Raw genomic sequence first — 22788 nt, 5'->3', positions numbered from 1 at the left:
AGAAAATTGCGCTCATTATAGCGCAATTTTAAAGGAGATTAACCAGCAGTCTGTGCACCGAGAATGTTGCCTAGGAAGCAACCTCAAGTTGTTTTTGTGCATATTCAAACTTGAGACGATACTCGGTTAGCTGATTTTGCAATTCTGCAACGTCATCATTGATGCGCTGTTTTAGCTCATTGTTTTCATCACGAAGCTGTTTCATGGTGCTGCGAATTTGCTCGTCATTGGCATCGTGTCTTGAGCGTAATGTGGCATTTTTCTGCACAAACTCAGATACTTTTTCGCGCTCAGCTTCGAGTTGTTGCTCGAGTTTGCTCACTTGCGATAACTCACTGCTATTGAGTTTCTTAAGCTCGTCAATTTGTTGTTTCAAGGTGTTTTTATCACCATTGAGAATCTCGATAATGTCATCGGTTTTTTGCTGCAAACTCTCAAAGCGTTTGCTTTCACCGGCAAGTTTTTCGGTTAATACGCTAATTTGCTGTTGTGCACTTTTCAGTTCTTGGTTTGACTGATTATGCAAGTCGCTAAACTGCTGCTTATAGTCGCTTTCCAGTGAGCTTTTGTCTTTTTGTGCGGCGTCACGGGCAGCTTTAAGTTGCACGTTCACTTTACCGTACTTGCTTTCCAGTTCGGCTAACTTCTCTTTTTGTCGCTCGAGGTTGTCCGTCAGGGCGTTGTTTTGTACCCAAGTAGATTTTTGCTGCTTTTCGCTTTGCTCTAATTGTTGCTCTAGCGCTTCAACCTGCTTATGCAAGTCTGCCGTGTGGCTTTCTAACTGTTGTTGATGTTGCTGTTGCAGCTCGCTAAGTTGAGCTTGTTCGCCACTCAAAGATTGATTCAGTGTATCAAGCTGCGTGGTAATCTTTTCAACTTGCTTTTCGCTTTGTTTAAGTTGATTTTTCAACGCTTTTTCTTTGCTGCTGCTGTCACTGATTAATTTATCGAGTCCTGCTTGATGCGCAGATTTTAAATCTTTAAGTTGTTCATTAAGATCTTCAATGTCGCCTTGCAGTTGTTGTGTTAACTGTTGTTCCGTCTCTAGCTGTTTGTTTAAGCTCGTGACTTGTTTGTCACTAGCTTGCTTGATTTGACGTTGTTGCTGTTGCACATCTTTGCTTTGTTCGGCTAATGCCTTATCAAATTCAGCGACTTTCTTCTCAAGTTGCTTATTGGCACTATCGATTAGTTTTTGCTTCTCTTTTAACTGTTTATCGTGTTGTTTTTCAAAATTAAGCAGCGCCGTTGAATGCAGTTTTTGCTGGCTCTTGAGCTCTGTTGCCGCCTCTTTATTTTGCTGTTCTTGCTTCTTGAATTCAGCATTAAGGTCTTTGATTTGTTGCTTAAGTTTGAGCTCGCCTTCTTGTGCTTTGTTCAGCTTGATCTCAAGTGACTTAATAACCGTGGTGTTAGAACCGGAGGCTTTTTCGTAGGTTTTCAGCTGTTGTTGATGCTGGCTTTTCTGTTCGCTCAGTTGCTGTTGCAGATCTTGGTTTTGCTCTTCAGCTTTGCTTAGCTTGGCGGTTGTTTGCTCTAGCTCTTTGTTCAGTTGCTGTTGCTGCTGGGTGATCTTTTTAACATCCGATTGGCCATCGGCGGATTGCGTTTTTAATTGCGCAATTTGATAATCACTGTCTTCCTTAAGCTGTTGTTGCGCTTTTTGTTGTTTTTCAAGCTCTTGATTTAACTTGTCTAATTTTTTATTAAGCGCGGAATTATCTTTATTCAGCGGATCAAGCTGAGATTGCAGCAGTTCGCGGTTTTCTTTGGTTAAGCGCAACTCTTCATTGAGAATTTCTTCATCGCGCAGTTTGATTTTTAGATGAGTCTCAATTTGAACCGCGTGCTCTTGCAGTTTTTTTAACTGGGTATCTGAATGCAACAGCTTTTTCTTCAGCTGCTCTATTTCACTGTATTTTAGATTGACAGAATCATGCTTAGAGCGACTTAACTTCTCGTGCACCAGATGATACTTTTCATCAAGTTTTTGCTTTTGATCAGATAAAGCTTGCTGCTTTTCCTGCTCGGCGTTATCGGCAATTCGTGTTGCCAATTGGTTAAACTTGTCTTCCAGCTGAATAAAGATATCACCTGCTAATAGTTGCAGTTGTTCTTCGATTTCAGTGTTGATCACAGACTTGCTCATAGATGACTCGGCCATGTTGTTTTTGTTTTTGCGCTGCTTCTATTTAATCACGTTTATCAAGGTTTAAAAAGTCCTACCTCTAAAGCTTTGTTATTAACCAAGATAATTGGCAATACCATCAAGTAACATTTGCACCGCAATCATCACTAGAATCATACCCATTAAGCGCTCCATAGCGGTTAAACCACGATTACCTAAAATTCGTTGGAAAGCCGATGAGAAGAATAAAATAACCGCACTGGCAGACCAGGCAATAATCAGTGCCAAAGCCCAATCGGTCATACGGTTTGGATCTTGGTTAGCCATTAAAATTAATGCCGCTAATATCGATGGACCGGCCATCATAGGTACAGCCAATGGCACGAGGAAGGGTTCCTCGCCCTCAGGTAAACCGCTGATTGAGCCATGCGATGGAAAAATCATTTTTATGGCAATAAGAAACAGTATGATACCGCCGGCAATGGATACCGACTCTTGGCGTAAGTGTAAAAAGTCGAGAATCTTTTGCCCAGCGAACAGAAACAATAACATGATGCCAAGGGCTATGATCAGCTCACGAATGAGAATGATACGTTGACGCTTACTGTCGATGCCTTTTAATACGGATATAAAAATAGGTAGATTACCTAATGGATCCATAATTAAAAATAAGGTGACTGCGGCGGTTAACATTTCCATAGTGATGACCTAGTTGTTGTCGGGGGTTAGTTAAGGGCAACTTTATCAGATCTATGATGGCAAATTCAAAGTTCTAGGTGACTAATTGCACCAATGTTATCATTTGCAAACCGGCGAGATATATTGCCCTTGCATAGCTATGCTGTTAATTGGCAAGTATATGCCATATATAAAGAAATTATAAAAGTTAGTATGAAGTATCTTATTTTTGTTAGTGCCTTATGGGCGTTCTCTTTTGGCTTAATTAAAGGCGAATTGACCGGTATTGATTCGCAATTGGTTGCGGCAATACGGTTGTCGTTGTGTGCCTTGGTTTTCTTACCTTTGCTATGGTTTACGCAAGCAACCAATCTGTCGTTGCGCAAAGCCAGCCAACTCATCGCTTTAGGCGCAATTCAATTTGGCGTGATGTATCTTGCCTATATTCAATCCTATCAATACTTACCAGGCTACTTAGTTGCGGTATTTACCATTTTTACGCCGTTATACGTCATTTTAATCGACAGCATTTGGCATCGCCGCTGGCAGGCGAAGTTGCTGTGGCCGGTGTTGTTGTCGATTTGTGCGGCCGCGGTCATTGTTTTTCGTACCCCTGAGCAAGGTCAATACTTGACTGGCTTTTTGTATTTGCAGCTTGCTAACGTCGCTTTTGCTTTAGGCCAAGTTGCCTATCGCTATATCGCCAGTGATGAAGGCCATGCCCGCAACATGTTTTGGATGTATTTAGGCGGCGCACTATTAACCGTTATCGCCACTTTGCTAACCGTCGACTTTGCCCTTGTTAGTATATCTAATCGCCAATTTATGGTGCTGGTTTATCTTGGTGTCATCGCTTCAGGTATCGGGTTTTACTGTTGGAACAAAGGCGCTAGCCGTGTATCGGCATTACAGCTTGCCATTATGAACAATGGTTATGTGCCTTTAGCGGTGCTGTTTGCGGTGCTGATTTTTGGCGAAAGTGCCGATTGGCTGCGCTTGCTAATTGGTAGTGGTTTACTGGTGACTGCCCTGTGGCTGGCGGATAAAATGAACAAAGGCACTTAATGTGCCTTTGTGTTTGTGCCTTTGTGTTTTTGCCTTTGTGTTTTTGCCTTTGTGTTTTTGCCTTTGCGGTGTTGCCTAAAGCTTTGCCAACCCCGTGGCAAATCGAGCGTTATGCTTTTGAGGCTTGATATTTTTTGATGATGGCGAACAACATGTCTTTGTGTTGTAAACGTTTTTTCTTTAAACCTTCCAAGTATTCATCGGCCGTGTTTTCGACACCTTCTTCAATGCGAATAACTTCGTGATCTAAGTCATGATATTCTTTAAATAGACGGGCAAAGTGATTGTCCGTCATTTTTAAGGTACGGATTTCATCTTTAAACTCTGGAAATTCGTGGTGTAAGTCGTGCTTTTCAATAAACATAATATGTCTTCCTAAAGTTAATAAAATTATTTAGCGCAATCGATACAGGTTTTCGCGTATGGAAGGGCTTCCAAACGGCGTTCATCAATGGCTTTACCGCAGTTGCTACAGATACCGTATTGTTCGGTTTGCAACATCAGCAGTGTTTGTTCTATTTTCTGCAGTTCTAATTGGGTTTGTTGATGAATCTCATCGAGGACTTCATCGTTTTCCGATTCGGTACACTGCTCGGCAAAGTCTTGGCTACGACCTTTTTTAAAGTCAGCTTCTATGGCAGCTAAGCGAATACTTAACTCTTGTTTCTTTGCTTGTAATGATTGGGTGAGTTTGGCAACTATCATCGCTGTTCTCCTTTTATGTTTAGAGTACAGCGACGATTTTAGAGAATATTGATCTGGCTCAATTGGATAACAATTTATTAGCAAACAGTACTGCAAAGAGTGCTATGCAAAATCTAATGGTTACCATAAGTTAATGATAAATATTAACTATTTGGCCCTTGTGGGCGCATTTTTAATTCATTGCAGCCGACGTGCCAATTGGGGCGTTCGTCGCAAAAGATGTTTTGACTTGGCTTTATTTCTATTTCATCGTCCAACGTACCCGCTGGCAACACATAAATTTGCCCGGTTTTAGTCAACCAAGGTAGGTTTGAACCACACTGACCACAAAAACAGCTGGCAAAGTATTTCGCATCTGGAATTTCATAGCGTTTTAGCAGGTTCTCACCGGTTAGCCATTTGAATTGCGACAGTGGCACAAATATATTTGGCGCAAATCCTGAGCCGGTAACTTTGCGACAGCGGTTGCAATGACAATATTGAAAAATACTTAATGGTGTTTCGATTTGATACGTCACTTGGCCGCATAAGCAGCTGCCATTATAGGTTGTTTCGATTGCCATACTTGCCTCTTTAAGGTTGTGGGCTGTGTTTTATGTCGTGCCTGTTGCGAATATACAGCTCTTCTACTTTTGTTCTTGCCCAAGGTGTTTTACGTAAGAATTTTAGACTGGATTTAATGCTCGGATCGTGGGTAAAGCAACGTATCTTGATGCGCTGGCCCAGCTCTTCAAAGCCAAAGTGGGCTTCCAACTCAGTAACGATGGTTTTTAAGGTGATGCCGTGAAGCGGGTTGTACGGTTGTTGTTCCAAGTTGTTGGCCTGTATGACAGTAAAATTCGATATCCCTTAATGATATATCAAAACGCCGGTGGAGTTTAGTTTTAAGGGGGATAAAGGTTCTAGGGGGGATAAAGGTTCTAGGGACTAGGGACTAGGAAGAGCTAAGGATAGCGAGGTAAGTACTAAGGGCTAAGGACTAAGAAAAGAGCAAGAGCAAGATCAGAAGCGTACATATTGCCAGAGGCAAAACCCTCTCAGGCTATCCTGCCTTCCGGGCATATACACAAGGATGTGAGGTATGCAGCGGTGGCGGGATGCCAGTGAGCTGCTAAATACATCCATGCACAAAAAAGCCCGGCAATTCCCTATACCGGACAACGCGACACACCGTTACAACATCATTTGTTTCAAGCTCAGGTCTTAAGACTTGTGGCTTGCAAAGGCAGTGTCGTCTAGCCCGCGTTGTCAAAGCACAGTAAAAACAAAACAGGCTAATTAGATATACCAATTAGCCTGTTAAAAAGATCAGTTTAGAGGCTTAGAGTTGCAGAAATACCGCTAACTCGTCGCTGCCACCAATGTGCTTATTGTCTACGAAGACTTGTGGCACTGTATCGCGGCCAGTAATAGCTTTTAATGAGGTTAAGCTGGCATCTTTACCGAGTAAAATTTCTTCGTATTGGTAGCCATTGTCTGTTAGCAATTCTTTCGCTTTAATACAGAAAGGACAGCCCGGTTTAGTAAAAATACTTACCGCTTGTGGTTTCACTGCATCTGGCGCAACATGCGCTAGCATGGTGTCAGCATCAGATACTTCAAATGGGTCACCTGGCACGTTTGGTTCAATAAACATTTTTTCGATAACGCCGTCTTTAACCAGCATAGAGTAGCGCCAGCTGCGCTTGCCAAAGCCTAAGTCCGCTTTGTCGACTAACATGCCCATACCGTCGCTGAACTCGCCGTTGCCATCTGGAATCAAGGTAACATTGTCGCTTTCTTGGTCTTGCGCCCAGGCGTTCATAACAAAGGTGTCATTGACGGACATACAAATGATGTCGTCAATACCGTGCTTGTTAAAGGTAGGCGCTAATTCGTTATATCTTGGTAAGTGTGTACTTGAACATGTTGGCGTAAAGGCGCCTGGCAATGAAAACACGATGACGGTTTTGCCTTTAAATAAGTCATCGCTGCTGATGGTCTTCCACTCGTCATTTACACGAGTTTTAAAGTTTACGCTTGGTACGGTTGAACCTTCTCTGTTCTCTAACATGGGGACTCCACTTAAGTATTAATCTTTTTGCCACACGGCGAATCTACGGTAAGTATGGATGCTAACCCTAATTAATTAAAACGAATAAAATTTATTGTATCAATCTAAAAAATAGATTCGCTAGTGCGCCTAAACCTGTGCAAATTAAATGTTGCCCTTAAGGTATAGACCAACCAAAGCGTTACTCCAAGCCATTTAATTTGCCATATATGAATATTCATATATAATGTATTTCGTATGTTGAAGAGGTGAACTATGTTAACTGCCGTAGAATTTTATAAAGCACTGGCTGATGACACCCGATTACAGACCTTGTTGTTGGTGGTCGCTGAGCAGGAATTATGTGTTTGTGAGTTGGTCGAAGCATTGCAATGCAGCCAACCTAAAATATCCCGTCACTTGGCGCTGTTAAAACAACAGAATCTGCTGGTCGATCGCAAACAAAAACAATGGGTGTTTTATCGTTTAAACCCCGCCTTACCGCAATGGTGTCAGCACGTACTAGAAACCAGTTTGCAGCATAATCAAAACTACTTGTCTGATGCTGCGCAAAGGCTAAGCTTAATGCAAAATCGTCCTGATAAATGTTGTTAGAGAACCAACTATGACCGATAAACACCCATATGACGTTATGCCATTGACAGATAATGGCCAATTTATTTTCACCCCGTGCCCAGGCACCAAAGCAACGACGTTGCAAGATGCCATTTCAACTTTAAAGCAAGCCGGCGCAGAGATGATCATCTCAACCAATTACGATGAAGAACTACAACGCTTGGACGTCGCTGATCTTGGTGAACAAGTCACCGCTGCAGGTATTCGTTGGCATCAGTTGCCCATCAAAGATGATGCGGCACCAACTCAAGATTTTAATATCGCTTTTGCCGCTGCCATTAATGACATTATCGCGGTACTTGCTAATAACGGCACGATTGCAGTGCATTGCAAAGGTGGTAGCGGGCGCACAGGTTTAGTGATTGCTTTGATCATGAAGCAGTTAGGTTACGCTGATCAGACAATCATACGCTCTGTACAAGAGCTAAGACCGAAAGCACTTAAAAATGCTGAACAATTAGATTTTTTCGAAAAATTTTCGCTGTAGAGGAATGACAACATGACCATTAAAATTGGTATCAATGGCTTTGGCCGCATGGGTCGCTTATCAATGCGTGCCGCATTTGATTGGCAAGATATTGAGATTGTACAGATTAATGATCCTGCAGGTAATGCAGAAGCATTGGCGCACTTGTTAACGTTTGATTCGGTGCATGGCATTTGGCACCACCAAGCAACGAGCGACGGCAACAATATGTTGGTTGATGGTAACGTTATTCCATGCAGCCAAAATAAAACAATCGCCGAGACGGATTGGTCAGGTTGTGACGTGGTTATTGAAGCCAGTGGCAAAATGAAGACCAAAGCCTTGTTGCAAGCCTATCTTGATCAGGGCGTAAAGCGTGTCGTAGTTAGCGCACCGGTGAAAGAAGAGGGCGTGCTCAATGTGGTTATGGGCGTAAATGAACACCTCTATCAACCAGAACAACACCCCATTGTTACTGCTGCAAGTTGTACGACCAACTGTTTGGCACCGGTGGTGAAAGTCATTCATGAAAACTTTGGCATCGAGCATGGCTCAATGACCACCATACATGACATCACTAATACACAAACGATATTAGATGCACCGCATAAAGATCTGCGACGAGCCCGTGCTTGTGGCATGAGCTTGATTCCAACCACCACAGGATCGGCGACAGCCATCACTCATATTTTCCCTGAGTTAAAAGGTCGCTTAAATGGTCATGCGGTACGTGTGCCTTTGGCGAACGCATCGATTACCGATTGTGTGTTTGAATTGAAGCAAGCGGTCACCGAGCAACAAGTAAATGACGCGTTAAAAGCGGCAGCGGATAATGAACTCAAAGATATTCTTGGCTTTGAAGAACGTCCATTGGTGTCGATAGACTATAAAACCGATCCACGTTCATCGGTTATTGATGCGTTATCAACCATGGTGATCAATGGCACGCAACTTAAGTTATACGCTTGGTATGACAATGAGTGGGGTTACGCTAATCGCACCGCAGAATTAGCGCGCAAAGTGGGTTTAAGCGACAAATAAGGCAAGACTATGTTGGCAAACCTGTCGCAACAGGTAAAACAGTATCTGGTCATTACCGGTAATTATTGGGCGTTTACCTTAACCGACGGCGCACTAAGAATGCTGGTCGTGCTGTACTTCCATCAATTGGGGTACAGCCCGCTGGCAATTGCCATGCTGTTTTTGTTCTATGAAATTTTTGGTGTTATCACCAATCTAATTGGTGGTTGGCTAGGCGCCAGACTTGGTCTCAATAAAACCATGAACATAGGCTTGGCGATGCAAATTATTGCCTTGCTTATGCTCACTGTGCCGAATCAATGGTTAACCGTCGCTTACGTCATGGCGGCGCAAGCGTTGTCTGGTATTGCCAAAGACTTGAACAAGATGAGCGCCAAAAGCTCAATCAAATTATTGGTACCTAAAGGCGCAGAAGGCGCACTGTATAAATGGGTGGCGATTCTTACCGGTTCTAAGAATGCCCTCAAAGGTGTGGGCTTTTTTCTCGGTGGTTTATTGCTGACCTTGCTGGAATTTCGCGGCGCTATTTTAGCGATGGCGGTAATGCTCTTGGCGGTATGGCTGTTTAGCTTATACGCACTATCTGAAGATTTAGGTAAGGCCAAATCCAAACCTAAATTCCGCGAAATATTTTCCAAAAGTGAGGCCATAAATTGGTTGTCGGCGGCGCGAATGTTTTTATTTGGTGCCCGCGATGTTTGGTTTGTGGTGGCACTGCCGGTTTATTTGGCGACGGTGTTCGCCTGGGATCGTTACTGGATAGGTACCTTTATGGCGACCTGGGTGATTGCCTATGGTTTTGTGCAATCGCAAGCGCCACGATTTACCGGTAAAAAGCAGGGGAAAACCCCGTCAGGCAGCGCCGCGGTTGGCTGGGCAGCCATATTAGCAGTGGTGCCATTATTGATTGCTGTGTTATTGCCAAGTCAACAGTATGGCGAAACCGCACTCATTGTTGGTTTACTTATTTTTGGTGCCTTATTTGCCATCAACTCGTCATTGCACAGCTACCTGATTGTCAGCTACGCCGACAGTGATGGCGTGTCTATGGATGTCGGCTTTTATTATATGGCCAATGCCATGGGCAGATTAATAGGCACCATATTGTCAGGTTGGGTGTTTCAGGAATACGGCTTACAGGCGTGTTTGTATTTTTCTGCCGCGTTTATTGCTATTGCGGCAATATTGTCCGTCAAGCTACCTAAATAGAGGTCATCAATGAGTAACGTCAATGTGGCTGTTGTCGGCTTTGGTTTATCGGCGAAAGTGTTTCATTTACCATTTGTGAACGCCGTTGATGGCTATTCTCTGCGGGCCATTGTCTCATCACAGCAGCAGGCCATTTTAGAGCAGTACCCTGAGTGTCAGGTTTACCCGACATTAGCGGAGTTATTGGCCGGCGCTAATATCGATTTAGTGATTATCACTAGCCCCAATGACAGTCATTTTAAGCTGGCAAAAACCGCGCTCAATGCAGCATGCCATGTTGTCGTTGAAAAGCCGTTTACGGTGAGCAGTGAACAGGCTGAAGAGCTTATTGCTCTGGCGGCAAGTCAACAACGGCAATTGACCGTGTATCACAACCGTCGTTTAGACGGTGATTTCCTAACCGTTAAAAAAGTCATCGAACAAAATCGCTTGGGTAACCTGCGTCGTGTCGCATCGTGCTTTGATCGGTTTAGGCCTGACGTGCGTGATAAATGGAAAGAACACCCAGGCCCTGGTAATGGCGCCTTGTATGATCTGGGTTCGCATTTAATTGATCAGTCGTTGCAATTATTCGGTTGGCCAGAGGCGGTATCGGGGCGTTGCTTAGCGTTACGCGAGCATTCCCAAACCACCGACTATTTTCAAATTACCTTGCATTACCCCGAGCTTGAAGTGCAGCTTGGCTCTAGCCCTTTTAATGCGGGCAAAAATCACCGTTTTAATCTGCAAGGCGATAAAGGCAGCCTAAATATCTATGGTCTTGATAATCAAGAAGAGCAGTTAGCACAGGGTGTGGCAGTCACGGCATTAGGCAATGATACCGAACGATTTGCGACTTTATCAACGGTTGCCGGTGATGAGCAGGTGGCCTTGCAACAAGGCAACTATTTGGCGTTTTATCAGCAGCTTTTGCTAGCACTGCAAAAACAGCACGCCCCGCCAGTTAGTGCAGAGTCAGCATGGCAAGTGATTAAAATCATTGAAGCGGCGATAAAAGCCAGTGATAGTGGCAATACGATTTATGTGTCGTAGCTAGGAGAGCGATTTGGCGGCGAAAGTTATTGTGGTTATGGGCGTATCGGGTAGTGGTAAATCCACTATTGGTGAAAGTATTGCCGTAAAACTCGGTTCTAAGTTTGTTGATGGTGACGATCTGCATCCGCAAAGCAACATCGACAAAATGGCGTCTGGCCAAGCACTGAGCGACAGTGATCGCAAACCTTGGCTTGAAAGTATTAATGCTTTGCTGCGCACTTGGCAGCAACAGCAGCAAAGTGGTGTTGTGGTTTGCTCTGCGCTAAAAAAATCTTATCGCAATATGTTGCGTGAAGGTGCCCTGGGATTGCAGTTTATCTATCTTGATGGCGATCAGTCATTGATCGAAACACGCATGCAGCAACGTCACAATCATTTTATGAAAGATACCATGCTGGCCAGTCAATTTGCGATATTGCAAAGACCTGATGATGAAGGCGATGTCTTTATTGTCGATATTGATTGCAGCATTGAGCAGGTGGTCGACAAATGCCTGCAGCAGCTAACTAACAAGCATAAGGAATCGTAATGAGCGAAGGTTATCAACCGGAAAAAGTGTGGACTTGGAAACAAGGCAATGGTGGCCAATTTGCCAGTATTAATCGCCCTATCGCTGGCGCGACGCATGAAAAGCAATTGCCAGTTGGTAAACACCCGTTGCAATTGTATTCATTAGCAACGCCAAATGGGGTGAAAGTTACCATCTTGCTTGAAGAGCTATTGGCCAAAGGCATTAAAGAAGCCGAGTATGATGCGCACATCATTAAAATCCTTGATAGTGACCAGTTCTCTTCTGGCTTTGTCGCGGTGAACCCAAATTCGAAAATACCGGCGCTGGTCGATCGCAGTGGTGAGCAAGAGATAAATGTATTCGAATCTGGGTCTATCTTGCTGTATCTGGCGGATAAATTCGGTGAATTTGTACCGAAAGACCCAGCAAAACGGGCGCAATGTATGAACTGGCTATTTTGGCAAATGGGCAGTGGCCCGTATTTAGGTGGTGGCTTTGGTCATTTTTATGCCTATGCACCAGAAAAGTTTGAATACCCAATCGAACGTTTCGCTATGGAAACCAAACGCCAGCTTGATGTGCTTGATATTCATCTGGCCAACAATCATTACATGTGTGGTGATCAATACACCATTGCTGATATGGCGATATTCCCTTGGTACGGTGGTTTAGTCTTAGGTCTATTGTACGATGCGGCTGAATACCTTGATGTGAAAAGCTATACACACTTGGTGCGCTGGGCAGAAGAACTCGCAGAACGCGAAACGGTTAAGCGCGGTAAAATTGTTAACCGTGACTGGGGAGAGCCTCATGAGCAGTTGCCAGAACGCCATGACGCCAGTGATTTTGCTAAGGTGCCTAAAGCGCCGTAGTCAAAACATGTAATTACGACAATAAAAAGGGACCGACGATTATCGTGGTCCCTTTTTGTTTAGCCTTGGTATTTCTATAAGTTAAATTATGGTTTGCAACCATTGGCGGGATAGACGTCGCACAAGAAATTAGTCATTGTTTAGCCAGCTCGAATGAGAATAATAGCAAGTTATGATAAATTGGGGCAGAGATGTCTCTAATTGCATTAATCTTGTGGATAAAATGTTAAATATTCGCTTTAATACTTCGATTAGTTACTGTCTCATCGGGCGGCAGTTTTAATAACAACAGGTTCACAATTTTGAAAATCATCCGTAACATATTTATTGGCGTGCTGACATTGTTCGTCGTACTGATTGGCATTATTCAATATGTATCTATTTCAGCTTTAGACACACTGATAGAACAAGCTGAATCAGAAACTAGGCCATTGTCGAGATGGCACACAACGGCGTCGGATTTAACCGTTAATGACAATGATTTGGTCAACGTCATATTTGTCGGTAACAACTGGCAAGGCAGTATTACGGTCATTGCGTTGGATGGCTATCGCAAAATTGGCGTAATTGATGGTATTCCCGATAAATTGGAGCGCTTAAAAGAAGTACGCTCTCAGTTTATTGAGCGCATGTTATATATCGGTATTCGAGAGCTTGTTGGTGAAGGCAATGATCAATTTGTTGATGATATGTATAGCTCAAATGATGGTCGCAAGATCATCGTGTCTCGCCCTAGTTTCGCCGATGTCGTTGCCATAGATTCCTTGACTGGCGAGGTTGTTTGGCGATTCCCTGTTGCAGGCTTTCGTTCCGATCACATGGCAATTTCTCCTGATGGCAAATACGTTGCCGTGTCAGCTTCAACGGGAGATTTGGTGCATATTATCGATGTTGAAACGGGTGTAGAACATGCTCAGTTTCCTAGCGGCGACTCACCGCATGAAAACATATACTCCAAAGATGGCAAGCACCTGTTCCACGCCAGTATCGGTAATGTTTTCTCTCCTTTAGATTTCGATGGCGGTGGCCTGCTCAAAGGTAAACGTGTTGTACAGGTGGTAGAAACAACCAACTACACTATCGTTGAAAAGTTCGACATGAGAGACAAATTAGATGCGGTAGGCTTAGAACACATCAGCCCTGCTGTTCGCCCAATGGCGCACACCAGCGATGAAGAATATTTTTACTTTCAATTGTCTTTCTTACATGGCTTTGTGGAATACCATTTACCCACGGGCAAAATAACACGCAAAATAGACTTACCAAAGGTAACAACAGCCCCGAAAACTAAATACGTCAACGATTCGGCGCATCACGGCATTGCGATAAGCGCCGATGATAAAACGCTTTGTGTCGCAGGAACCATGGACGACTATGTTGCCATTGTAGATATTCAGTCTGAGCAGTATCAGATCTTGGACGGATTAGGCAAAAAGCCATACTGGGTAGTAACAGATAAGACAGGCTCACACTGTTTTGTTTCTTGGAGCGAAACAGATCAAGTATCGGTGATAAGTTATCAAGACGCAGCCGAAGTTGCTCGTATAGATGTTGGAGATCACCCGCAAAGGGTGCGTGAGGGCGTATTGGTTTTCCCTAAATAGTCAGCTTTTATTGGTGTTTGCTGGCTAGCTAAAACAGCTCTTGGCTAGGTAAACATCAAAGTGGACTCGATATATCGATTACCCTAATTAGATGAAATATCCTAAGACTGAATCTAATAAATATACTAATAAAAAAAGCGACCACTCAAAAGAGTAAGTCGCTTTATAGGTTTCATTGCTATTTATCAGTCACACGTTTTTGCATGCGTTAATCCACTATTCAACCGTTACTGATTTCGCAAGATTTCGCGGTTGGTCAACGTCGGTACCTTTAATGATTGCCACATAATATGACAATAATTGCAGTGGCAAGGTGTAGATGATTGGCGCAATGACATCATCACAATGTGGCACGTTGATTACCTTCATGGTGTCGTCTGATTCAAATTGTGCATCGACATCCGCGAATACATACATCAAGCCACCACGAGCACGTACTTCTTCAACATTTGATTTTAATTTCTCAATCAAATCGTTCTTCGGTGCAACAACAATAACCGGCATATCGGCATCGATAAGCGCTAATGGACCGTGTTTTAATTCACCTGCCGCATAAGCTTCTGCGTGAATGTATGAAATTTCTTTTAGTTTTAACGCCCCTTCCATGGCAATCGGGTATTCATCACCGCGGCCAAGGAATAAAGAGTGATGCTTGTCGGCAAAATCTTCGGCAAGATCTTCGATTTCATCCGCTAATGATAATACTTCATCAATTTTAGCGGGCACTGACATCAAGGCTGAAACCAAGCTGGCTTGCTTGTCTTCACTCATACCTTTGTACTTACCGAGAGCTAGCGTCATCATCATCAAGCCAACCAACTGAGTGGTAAAGGCTTTGGTTGATGCTACACCAATTTCCGCACCGGCTTTGGTCATAAAGGCCAAATCTGATTCGCGCACCAAAGACGACCCCGGCACATTACAGATGGTTAGTGAGGCTTTATAGCCAAGCTCTTTACCTAATCTTAATGCCGCTAAGGTATCAGCGGTTTCACCAGATTGTGAGATGGTAACCAATAAGGCATTTTTAGGGACGAAAGATTTGCGGTATCGAAACTCTGAGGCGATTTCGACGTTACAGCTGACACCGGCGTGTTCTTCCAGCCAGTAACGCGCGACCATACCTGAATGATATGAGGTACCACAGGCAATGATTTGTACATGTTCAATGTCTTTGAATATCAATTCGGCGTTATCACCAAAAGCATTGATATCTATGCTTTGATCTTTAAAACGATTGGCTAGTGAATTACGGATTGCGGTTGGCTGTTCGTAAATTTCTTTCAGCATGTAGTGGCGGTATTCACCTTTATCACCGGCGTCATGACTGACACTGGCTTCGGTCGCTTCACGTTCGACCGGATTGCCTTGTTGGTCAAAAATATTGACTTCAAAACGGGTGATCTCAGCAACATCGCCTTCTTCTAAAAACGCGAATCTACGGGTTACTGGCAATAATGCCATCATGTCAGAGGCAAGGAAGTTTTCACCTAAGCCATAACCGATAACCAATGGGCTACCAGAACGGGCGACAACCAAACGCTCGGTATCATTGCTGTCCATGATCACTGTGCCGTAAGCACCTTCAAATTGCTTAACACTTTTTTGCACCGCTTCAACTAAGCTGTTGCTTGTTTGCAATTCGTGATGTACCAAATGGGCGATGACTTCGGTATCGGTTTCTGAGGTGAATACATAGCCAAGGCCTTGCAGCTTGTCACGTAACTCTTGATGATTTTCGATGATGCCGTTGTGCACCACGGCAATCTGTTCAGAGACATGCGGGTGGGCATTATTTTCACTTGGTACGCCATGGGTTGCCCAGCGAGTATGGGCAATACCGACACCACCTGTGGCAGGGGTTTCAACAAGCGCATTGGCAAGCTCTTGCACTTTACCGAGGCGACGAACGCGACCCAAATTATTGTTACTGTCTATGATCGCCACACCGGCTGAATCATATCCACGATATTCTAAACGACGTAGACCTTCTACTAAGATATCTGCTACATCACGTTGTGCTACTGCACCTACAATTCCACACATAATAATACCTGCTTGTTATTCTATTGGTGCACAAATCACGTTAATGCCTTGTGCTTGTATTTGTTGTTTCACTTGCTCAGACAAATTGTCATCAGTAATTAAGGTATTGACGCAATTCCACGAAAGTTCAAGGTTGGGAATACGGCGACCGATTTTTTCTGACTCAACCATCACAATCACTTCTCTTGCTGAATCACTCATTACCCGCGATAAACCGATAAGTTCGTTAAACGTCGTGGTACCACGGTCAATGTCGATACCATCGGCGCCAATAAACAATTGGTCGAAGTCATAAGAGCGCAATACTTGTTCGGCAATTTGCCCTTGAAACGCTTCTGAACTGGAATCCCATGTGCCTCCGGTCATCAATAACGTCGGCTCACTTTCAAGTTCATTTAATTGATTGGCAACACTGAGCGAATTGGTCATCACCACCAAGCCTTTCTTATTGCTCAGTAGTTTTATCATCGCTGCTGTAGTACGACCGCTATCAATAATGATGCGATTATGATCTTTGATTAGCTGTGCTGCTTGCTTACCAATGGCCTGCTTTTGCCGTGACACCTTATCATTATGCTCGGCGGAGGTGATTTCAGCTGGCAATGGGATTGCACCGCCATAGCGGCGCAGTAACAAACCGCTTTGCTCAAGCGCTGACAAATCCTTGCGTATGGTCACTTCTGAGGTTTGAAATTGTTCGGCAAGTTGGTCAACACTGACCTCACCCAAATCATTGAGCTGACTAAGGATGGTATGGCGGCGAAGCTGCGTATTTCGTTTAGACATAAGTTTCGTTAGTTGTGATTATTGGTTTTATATCGGACTCGTAACTTTCGTTTCGAAACTTTCGTAATTAAAACAAAACATTCATGAAAACGCAAATTATCTACGGTTTTTTTGCCTATTGATGGCAAAAATGCTACATTTAGCCGCCAAAAATTTAATTGTATATACAAGCTGCTGGTGCCACGGTATTCGTGACTTTGGTCAATCGATCAGCATTAGCAAGCCAATGAGGGGAACTATGAGTCAAGCAAGTTATACGTTAATCGAAGGAAGCTTACCTTTATTAATCTCGATGCCACATAATGGTACTGAGATCCCAGAAGATATTAAGGCGGTTATGACCGATGTCGCTGGCAAGGTAGAAGACACCGACTGGTACCTCGATAGACTGTATGATTTTGCGAAAGCCATGGGTGCCTATATTTTAATGCCGAAATACAATCGCTATGTGATTGACCTAAACCGCGACCCAAGTGGCGTGAGTTTATACCCTGGCGCCGATACGACCGAACTCTGTCCAACCAGCTCTTTTAAATCAGAGTCATTGTACCTAGCAGGCAAAAAACCTGATCAACAAGAAATCGATCGCCGTGTTGACCTTTATTGGCAGCCGTACCATCAAGCAATCAGCGACACCTTAGCGCAAATCAAACAACGTTTCGGTAAAGCGGTGATGCTCGAAGCGCACTCTATTGCTTCGGTTGTACCTCGCTTTTTTGATGGCCAGTTACCGGACTTTAATTTTGGTAACAACAGCGGCGAAAGTTGTGCCGCCGAAATGTTGCACGCAATTGAACAGCTAGATTTTGCACCGTACAGCCAAGTGTCGAATGGTCGCTTTAAAGGTGGCTATATTACCCGCGCTTACGCCAAGCCAGATGCCAATATTCATACCTTGCAGTTGGAGTTATCACAACGCACCTATCTTGATGAAGACACGCTTGACTACGATCAGCAAAAAGCCGATGCGGTAAAACCTAAGTTGCACAACTTAGTTAAACAACTTATTGAATTTGCTCAGCAATAACCTTGTATGTTGGATACTGAAATGACAAAACTATTCGCAGAAAATATATTATTGAGTCATGGCGAGCACAGCCAATGGCATCAAAATAAGACCTTGGTTATTGAAGATGGTGTGATCAGCGATATCATTGATGGCCAGCTCGATGGTGCCGAAATTGCCACCGGTCCCGTTATTCCAGGTATGGTCAACTGCCACTCACATGCATTCCAACGTGGTTTTGCTGGCTTTTCTGAGCAAGGCTCAGAAGGTAATGACAGCTTTTGGACATGGCGTAATATCATGTACCAATTTCTCGATGCGATAAGCTCAGAACAGGCGCAAGTGATTGCCACACAATTGTATATTGAAATGCTTAAAGCCGGTTATACCCGAGTCGCTGAATTCCATTACTTACACCATCAGCATGATGGCGATAACTACCCGCAGCTATCGATGATGGCCAAGGCTATTTTCAGTGCCGCCAATGAGTCAGGCATTGGTTTAACCATGCTGCCAGTATTGTATCGCTTTAGTGGTTTTGGGCCATTGCCCGCCAATGCAGGGCAAAAACGTTTTATTAATGATGTCGAGCAATTCAATCAATTGGTGAGCGAATGTTTTGCGTTAACTGAACACCATAAAAATGCCAACGTTGGTATTGCGCCGCATTCATTAAGAGCCGTAGACAAGCCATCGTTACAAGCCGCGGTGAGTCATGTGCGCGGTTTAGATAGCAAAGCACCAATACATATTCACATCAGTGAGCAGCAAAAAGAAGTCAATGACAGTATTGCCCATTACGGCAAACGCCCGGTGCAATGGTTATTGGATAACATGCAACTTGACCAACACTGGTGTTTGATTCACGCGACTCATATCGATGACAGCGAACTGCAAGGAATTATCGACAGCGGTGCGGTGGCAGGCATTTGCCCAACCACAGAAGCCAATCTTGGTGACGGTATTTTCCCAACAACGGAATTTATGGCCAAAGGTGGTCAAGTGGCTATTGGATCCGACAGCCACATCAGTGTCTCGGCAATTGAAGAGCTGCGTTTATTGGAATACGCACAACGTCTGGTGCGCCAACAACGGGCGATTTTAGCGGATAATACCACCGCTTCTGTTGGTCAATATTTATGGCATCACACCACTAAGGCTGGTGCTATGTCGACCAACAGTAATTGTGGTGAATTGGCGATAGGCAAGCAGGCCGACTTATTGGTTCTCGATGAAAGCCGTAATCGATTGTTTGCAAATGCCAATAAGCATCTATTAGATAGTATGATCTTTGCCAGCCAAGATAACCCAATTCAGGATGTAATGGTCAACGGTCAATGGCAGATCAAAAACGGTCAACATCAGCAGCAAGCTGCGATTGCCGATGCTTTTGCTAAAGTGCTACAAGATTTAGGCAACAACCGATAACCAGCGTGTATTAAGGCCTGTGACATAGAAGTTTTACGATATCGTCATCGAACTGTCACACGCCTTAGTTATAACCTTCAATAACAGATTTGGAGGTTTTTATGGATACGCAAATTCGCCCAGGTTGTAGACCGTTTTACGACGATATTAACTTTAGCCGTGGCTTAGCCCGCAGTGGTTTTTTTAACAAACGCGAAGTGGATACTTTGCATCGTTATGGTGCCACATTACAGGCTTTAGTCGCCGGCACGTTACTGCCGATAAACGATGATGAAGTTGACTTTATCAAAGCACTACAGCAACCGTTAGCTAACCTGCATGCTATGGCGGGTCTATGGCGCAAATACCAAGCGGCGGTGTCGAGTACGCGCAGAGCCTATACGGTCAGTACCGGTGGTAAGCGCATCGAACTGTCCTACCGTTACGAAGTCGAGACAGTGTAATTCAGTCATTAAAAAAGCCAGCAGTTGCTGGCTTTTATCGATTTAATCTCTGCGCTATATGGGTTAGAGAATGCGGTACTGATCAACGGTATCGCAAACTTGTTGCAAATACGCGCGGCGCAACCTGGTATTGGTCTTCAGGTTAGGGCAATACTCATCATAAAACAGGCGAAGATCATCACGACTGGCGGCAATGGATTCAACATAAGCCACTTCTCGCTTAGAGTATTTTTTAAACTCCGGTTGCAACACCGTAAGGATTTTACTCGGTGCAACGCGAGCTTTCGTATCGGCAATTTCACTAAAGTTTTGTTTAGCGCTGCCAATTTGTTCGTTATACCACGCCGTTAGTTCTGCATTAGGATAGAAGTGCAAATAAACGGCAGCAGCGACAATAATAACCAAAATTTTTTTAAACATAGTTGTTCACTTATTGTTGTTTTAATAGCAACCGCAAATGCTATATGTGGTCCATACTATACAAGATGTATTACTAGGGGCTATTTTTTAGCCGTTAACTTTTTGTTAAAAACAGCAAAAAAGTTAATCTAAATCATACTTTAGCGCGATTTGGTTGATATAATTAACACAAGTTACAATAAAAAGCGCCAGACCCTAGTTCAGATTATACACATTTGTATGTTCGAGACTAGCACTTCGGAATAAATTATGACCTCAGAAAACAAGCCGAATCAAGCATCCCGCAAGGTGATTCCGGTAAAAGAGATCAAAGTTCATAAGCCCAAAGCGGCAGATGTTCAGCAATACAAACCTCGCGACCAAATATATGTGCGTAAAGTTGAAGGCTTATTTCAGCGCTTACGTCGCAAGATGAACTTGTTCTTTTTGGCTTTGTTCGCGGCGATTCCGTGGATTTCTTACAATGGTCAGCAAGCGGTTTTATTCGATATTGGTGAACAGCGCTTTAATATATTTGCCTTAACCTTATGGCCACAAGATCTGACGTTATTGGCTTGGTTATTTATTATTGGCGCCTTTAGCTTGTTTTTTGTCACCACCTTCCTCGGTCGGGTGTGGTGTGGTTATTTATGTCCACAAACCGTCTGGACCTTTATCTTTATTTGGTTTGAAGAAAAATTCGAGGGTTCCGCCAACAAGCGCAAAAAACTCGATCAAAAACCGTTAGACATCGACAAATTTTGGCGTAAAGCTGCCAAGCACAGTTGTTGGATCTTTTTCTCGTTACTTACCGCCATAACCTTTGTTGGTTATTTCACGCCGATGCAGCAATTGGTGGTTGATTTTGTCACGTTTAACGCATCACTTACCGCAACGACGGTGATCTTGTTTTTCACCTTCTGTACCTATGGTAATGCTGGCTGGATGCGTGAAGTGATGTGTTTGCATATGTGTCCGTATTCTCGCTTTCAATCAGCGATGTTTGACGAAGACACCCTGACCGTTTCCTATGATACCAAGCGCGGTGAATCTCGTGGTCCAAGACCTCGAAAAGCCAACCCGCAAGAGTTGGGCTTAGGCGATTGCATCGACTGTAACCTGTGTGTTGAGGTGTGCCCAACCGGCATTGATATTCGTAACGGCTTACAATATGAGTGCATCAACTGTGGTGCCTGCGTTGACGCCTGTGACGGTGTGATGCAGCGCATGAAGTACAAACCTGGGCTTATTAGCTACACCACAGAAACCGCATTAAAGGGCAAAATCGTCCATATCCTCAGACCTAAATTGTATATGTATGCGGTGGTTTTATTGGTGATGTGTGGCTTTTTTGTTGCCGATTTAGCGACTCGAGTGCCATTGCAACTCGATATCATTCGTGATCGTAATGCCTTATCGAGAGAAAATATCGATGGTTTAATAGAAAACGTATACACCCTGAAAATCCTTAACAAGTCGCAAATTGATTCGACCTATCAACTCACGGTTGAAGGGTTGCAAAATCATCAGTGGCAAGGACAAAGCACGGTAAGTGTTAAGGCCGCGACCATAGATACAATAACCATCTCTATTGCTGTCGACCCATACGATTTGCAGGAATTTCAAACCGATATATCTTTTGTGGTGAAACAGGTTCAACCTGATGATGAAGATGTTATGATTCGCCAATCCAGTGTGTTTTTTAACAAACGATAACGGTATTGATGGCAGATTTCAGTTTTCAGGAACTATCCCCTGAGTTTATTCTCGACGCGTTGGAAGCCCACGGATTTTATGTGGCTTCCGGGCTATTAGCACTTAATAGCTATGAAAATCGTGTCTATCAATTTCACGATGACGACAAAGTAAAATACGTTACCAAGTTTTATCGACCGCAGCGTTGGAACTTGGCGCAAATCCAAGAAGAGCATGACTTTGCCTTGGAGCTGGAGCATGAAGAAGTGCCTTTGGTTGCGCCGTTGCAACGTGATGGCGAATCTGTGTTTCACTATAAAGGCTTTTGCTTTGCGGTGTTTCCGTGCCGAGGCGGGCGCATATTTGAAGTGGATAATCTTGATCAGTTGGAATGGATGGGACGCTTTGTTGGTCGCATGCACGCCATTGGTAATCGCAAGCCGTTTCTCCATCGTCCAGCCATTAATAGCGATGAATATTTACTGCAAGCGCGAGACATTATCAAGACCGCAGACATTTCGCGGGGGCTGCAATTACCGTTCTTGACCAAGTGATTGAACTGACTTTAGGGCAATATAAGCCTGGCAAACAAATTCGTCTGCACGGTGATTGTCACGCCGGTAATATCTTATGGACCGATGCCGGACCGCACTTTGTTGACCTTGATGACTGTCGCACTGGGCCTGCAATTCAGGACTTGTGGATGATGCTCAGCGGCGACCGACAAAATAAATTGTTACAACTCGATACCTTGCTAATGGGCTATGAAGAGTTTTTTTCATTTGAACATAGCGAGCTTTCATTGTTAGAATCATTGCGTTCAATGCGATTGATAAACTATATGGCTTGGCTAACCAAGCGCTGGCAAGATCCGGCATTTCCTCGTAATTTCCCTTGGTTTAACACCGAGAAATACTGGGAACAGCAAATACTTATGCTCAAAGAGCAATATGCTACTATGCAGGAACCCGTGCTAAGCTTGAATCAAGGTCTATAGCAATAA

General features: G+C 43.9%; 22 protein-coding genes and 2 pseudogenes. 14 read left to right on the top strand and 10 right to left on the bottom strand.

All coding sequences use genetic code 11. The features are described from left to right. Positions 1–70: 70 nt before the first annotated feature. Entirely contained in the window at positions 71–2164 is a 2094-nt protein-coding gene (locus tag E2K93_RS07790) for a hypothetical protein (protein WP_135438558.1), read from the bottom strand. Between the two features lie 78 nt (positions 2165–2242). Beyond that, a complete protein-coding gene (locus E2K93_RS07785) occupies positions 2243–2827 on the bottom strand; it encodes a YhgN family NAAT transporter (RefSeq protein WP_135438557.1) in 585 nt (194 codons plus the stop codon). Positions 2828–3019: 192 nt separating this feature from the next. Between E2K93_RS07785 and E2K93_RS07780 the strand changes: the two genes are divergently transcribed. Then, the gene (locus E2K93_RS07780; protein ID WP_189637889.1) at positions 3020–3871 is read left to right on the top strand and encodes an EamA family transporter; all 852 of its coding nucleotides are present in this window, start codon (positions 3020–3022) and stop codon (positions 3869–3871) included. A 109-nt stretch (positions 3872–3980) separates the two neighbouring features. Here the strand turns inward: E2K93_RS07780 and E2K93_RS07775 are convergent, their stop codons facing one another. The 5 genes and pseudogenes from E2K93_RS07775 to E2K93_RS07755 form a co-directional block, all read right to left on the bottom strand. Then, positions 3981–4235, bottom strand: a complete 255-nt coding sequence (locus tag E2K93_RS07775) for a YdcH family protein (protein ID WP_135438555.1) — start codon at positions 4233–4235, stop codon at positions 3981–3983. Positions 4236–4261: 26 nt separating this feature from the next. Continuing rightward, positions 4262–4576: a TraR/DksA family transcriptional regulator gene (locus tag E2K93_RS07770; RefSeq protein WP_135438554.1), complete on the bottom strand. Its 315-nt coding sequence runs from the start codon at positions 4574–4576 to the stop codon at positions 4262–4264. A 143-nt stretch (positions 4577–4719) separates the two neighbouring features. Beyond that, the gene (locus tag E2K93_RS07765) at positions 4720–5139 is read right to left on the bottom strand and encodes a GFA family protein (protein WP_135438553.1); all 420 of its coding nucleotides are present in this window, start codon (positions 5137–5139) and stop codon (positions 4720–4722) included. Between the two features lie 46 nt (positions 5140–5185). Continuing rightward, positions 5186–5389: pseudogene (locus tag E2K93_RS07760) on the bottom strand (VF530 family DNA-binding protein); the annotation flags it as partial. 508 nt (positions 5390–5897) lie between these two features. Then, positions 5898–6629 (bottom strand): glutathione peroxidase, encoded by a 732-nt coding sequence (locus E2K93_RS07755; protein WP_135438551.1) that lies wholly within the window; start codon positions 6627–6629, stop codon positions 5898–5900. Positions 6630–6884: 255 nt separating this feature from the next. Between E2K93_RS07755 and E2K93_RS07750 the strand changes: the two genes are divergently transcribed. The 8 genes from E2K93_RS07750 to E2K93_RS07715 all read left to right on the top strand — a co-directional run bounded on the left by E2K93_RS07750 (position 6885) and on the right by E2K93_RS07715 (position 13982). Next, on the top strand, positions 6885–7223 hold the full coding sequence (locus E2K93_RS07750) for a metalloregulator ArsR/SmtB family transcription factor (protein WP_135438550.1): 339 nt from the start codon (positions 6885–6887) through the stop codon (positions 7221–7223). Positions 7224–7233: 10 nt separating this feature from the next. Beyond that, positions 7234–7731 (top strand): dual specificity protein phosphatase family protein, encoded by a 498-nt coding sequence (locus E2K93_RS07745; RefSeq protein ID WP_135438549.1) that lies wholly within the window; start codon positions 7234–7236, stop codon positions 7729–7731. Between the two features lie 12 nt (positions 7732–7743). After that, a complete protein-coding gene (locus E2K93_RS07740) occupies positions 7744–8751 on the top strand; it encodes an ArsJ-associated glyceraldehyde-3-phosphate dehydrogenase (protein WP_135438548.1) in 1008 nt (335 codons plus the stop codon). Between the two features lie 9 nt (positions 8752–8760). Further along, positions 8761–9960 (top strand): organoarsenical effux MFS transporter ArsJ, encoded by a 1200-nt coding sequence (arsJ, locus tag E2K93_RS07735; protein ID WP_135438547.1) that lies wholly within the window; start codon positions 8761–8763, stop codon positions 9958–9960. A gap of 9 nt (positions 9961–9969) precedes the next feature. Then, entirely contained in the window at positions 9970–10992 is a 1023-nt protein-coding gene (locus E2K93_RS07730; RefSeq protein WP_135438546.1) for a Gfo/Idh/MocA family oxidoreductase, read from the top strand. A gap of 13 nt (positions 10993–11005) precedes the next feature. Further along, positions 11006–11524 (top strand): gluconokinase, encoded by a 519-nt coding sequence (locus E2K93_RS07725; RefSeq protein WP_135438545.1) that lies wholly within the window; start codon positions 11006–11008, stop codon positions 11522–11524. Next, the gene (gene yghU / locus E2K93_RS07720) at positions 11524–12378 is read left to right on the top strand and encodes a glutathione-dependent disulfide-bond oxidoreductase (RefSeq protein ID WP_135438544.1); all 855 of its coding nucleotides are present in this window, start codon (positions 11524–11526) and stop codon (positions 12376–12378) included. The genes E2K93_RS07725 and yghU overlap by 1 nt, the downstream gene beginning before the upstream one ends. 302 nt (positions 12379–12680) lie before the next feature. Then, entirely contained in the window at positions 12681–13982 is a 1302-nt protein-coding gene (locus E2K93_RS07715; protein WP_135438543.1) for a YncE family protein, read from the top strand. A 216-nt stretch (positions 13983–14198) separates the two neighbouring features. Here E2K93_RS07715 and glmS read toward each other — a convergent pair whose 3' ends face one another. Together glmS and E2K93_RS07705 are read right to left on the bottom strand one after the other, a co-directional pair. Then, positions 14199–16028 carry a glutamine--fructose-6-phosphate transaminase (isomerizing) gene (gene glmS, locus E2K93_RS07710; RefSeq protein WP_135438542.1) on the bottom strand — a complete coding sequence of 610 codons (1830 nt, stop codon included), beginning with the start codon at positions 16026–16028 and terminating at the stop codon, positions 14199–14201. A gap of 15 nt (positions 16029–16043) precedes the next feature. After that, positions 16044–16814: a DeoR/GlpR family DNA-binding transcription regulator gene (locus E2K93_RS07705; RefSeq protein WP_135438541.1), complete on the bottom strand. Its 771-nt coding sequence runs from the start codon at positions 16812–16814 to the stop codon at positions 16044–16046. Between the two features lie 238 nt (positions 16815–17052). Here E2K93_RS07705 and hutG point away from each other — a divergent pair, with 238 nt between their 5' ends. The 3 genes from hutG (at position 17053) to maoP (ending at position 19691) form a co-directional block, all read left to right on the top strand. Further along, on the top strand, positions 17053–17841 hold the full coding sequence (gene hutG, locus E2K93_RS07700) for an N-formylglutamate deformylase (protein ID WP_135438540.1): 789 nt from the start codon (positions 17053–17055) through the stop codon (positions 17839–17841). A gap of 21 nt (positions 17842–17862) precedes the next feature. After that, complete coding sequence (locus E2K93_RS07695; RefSeq protein WP_135438539.1) at positions 17863–19248, top strand: formimidoylglutamate deiminase; 1386 nt, start codon at positions 17863–17865, stop codon at positions 19246–19248. Positions 19249–19349: 101 nt separating this feature from the next. After that, the gene (gene maoP / locus E2K93_RS07690) at positions 19350–19691 is read left to right on the top strand and encodes a DUF413 domain-containing protein (RefSeq protein ID WP_135438538.1); all 342 of its coding nucleotides are present in this window, start codon (positions 19350–19352) and stop codon (positions 19689–19691) included. A gap of 63 nt (positions 19692–19754) precedes the next feature. Here the strand turns inward: maoP and E2K93_RS07685 are convergent, their stop codons facing one another. Further along, entirely contained in the window at positions 19755–20111 is a 357-nt protein-coding gene (locus E2K93_RS07685; RefSeq protein ID WP_135438537.1) for a hypothetical protein, read from the bottom strand. A 249-nt stretch (positions 20112–20360) separates the two neighbouring features. Here E2K93_RS07685 and ccoG point away from each other — a divergent pair, with 249 nt between their 5' ends. Then, positions 20361–21806, top strand: a complete 1446-nt coding sequence (gene ccoG, locus E2K93_RS07680) for a cytochrome c oxidase accessory protein CcoG (protein WP_135438536.1) — start codon at positions 20361–20363, stop codon at positions 21804–21806. 8 nt (positions 21807–21814) lie between these two features. Next, positions 21815–22782: pseudogene (locus tag E2K93_RS07675) on the top strand (serine/threonine protein kinase). Positions 22783–22788 lie beyond the last annotated feature (6 nt).

Source organism: Thalassotalea sp. HSM 43 (assembly GCF_004752005.1).
Taxonomy (GTDB): domain Bacteria; phylum Pseudomonadota; class Gammaproteobacteria; order Enterobacterales; family Alteromonadaceae; genus Thalassotalea_A.
Note: the sequence above shows the minus strand (reverse complement) of the source record. Positions and strands in the feature narration are given on the sequence as shown.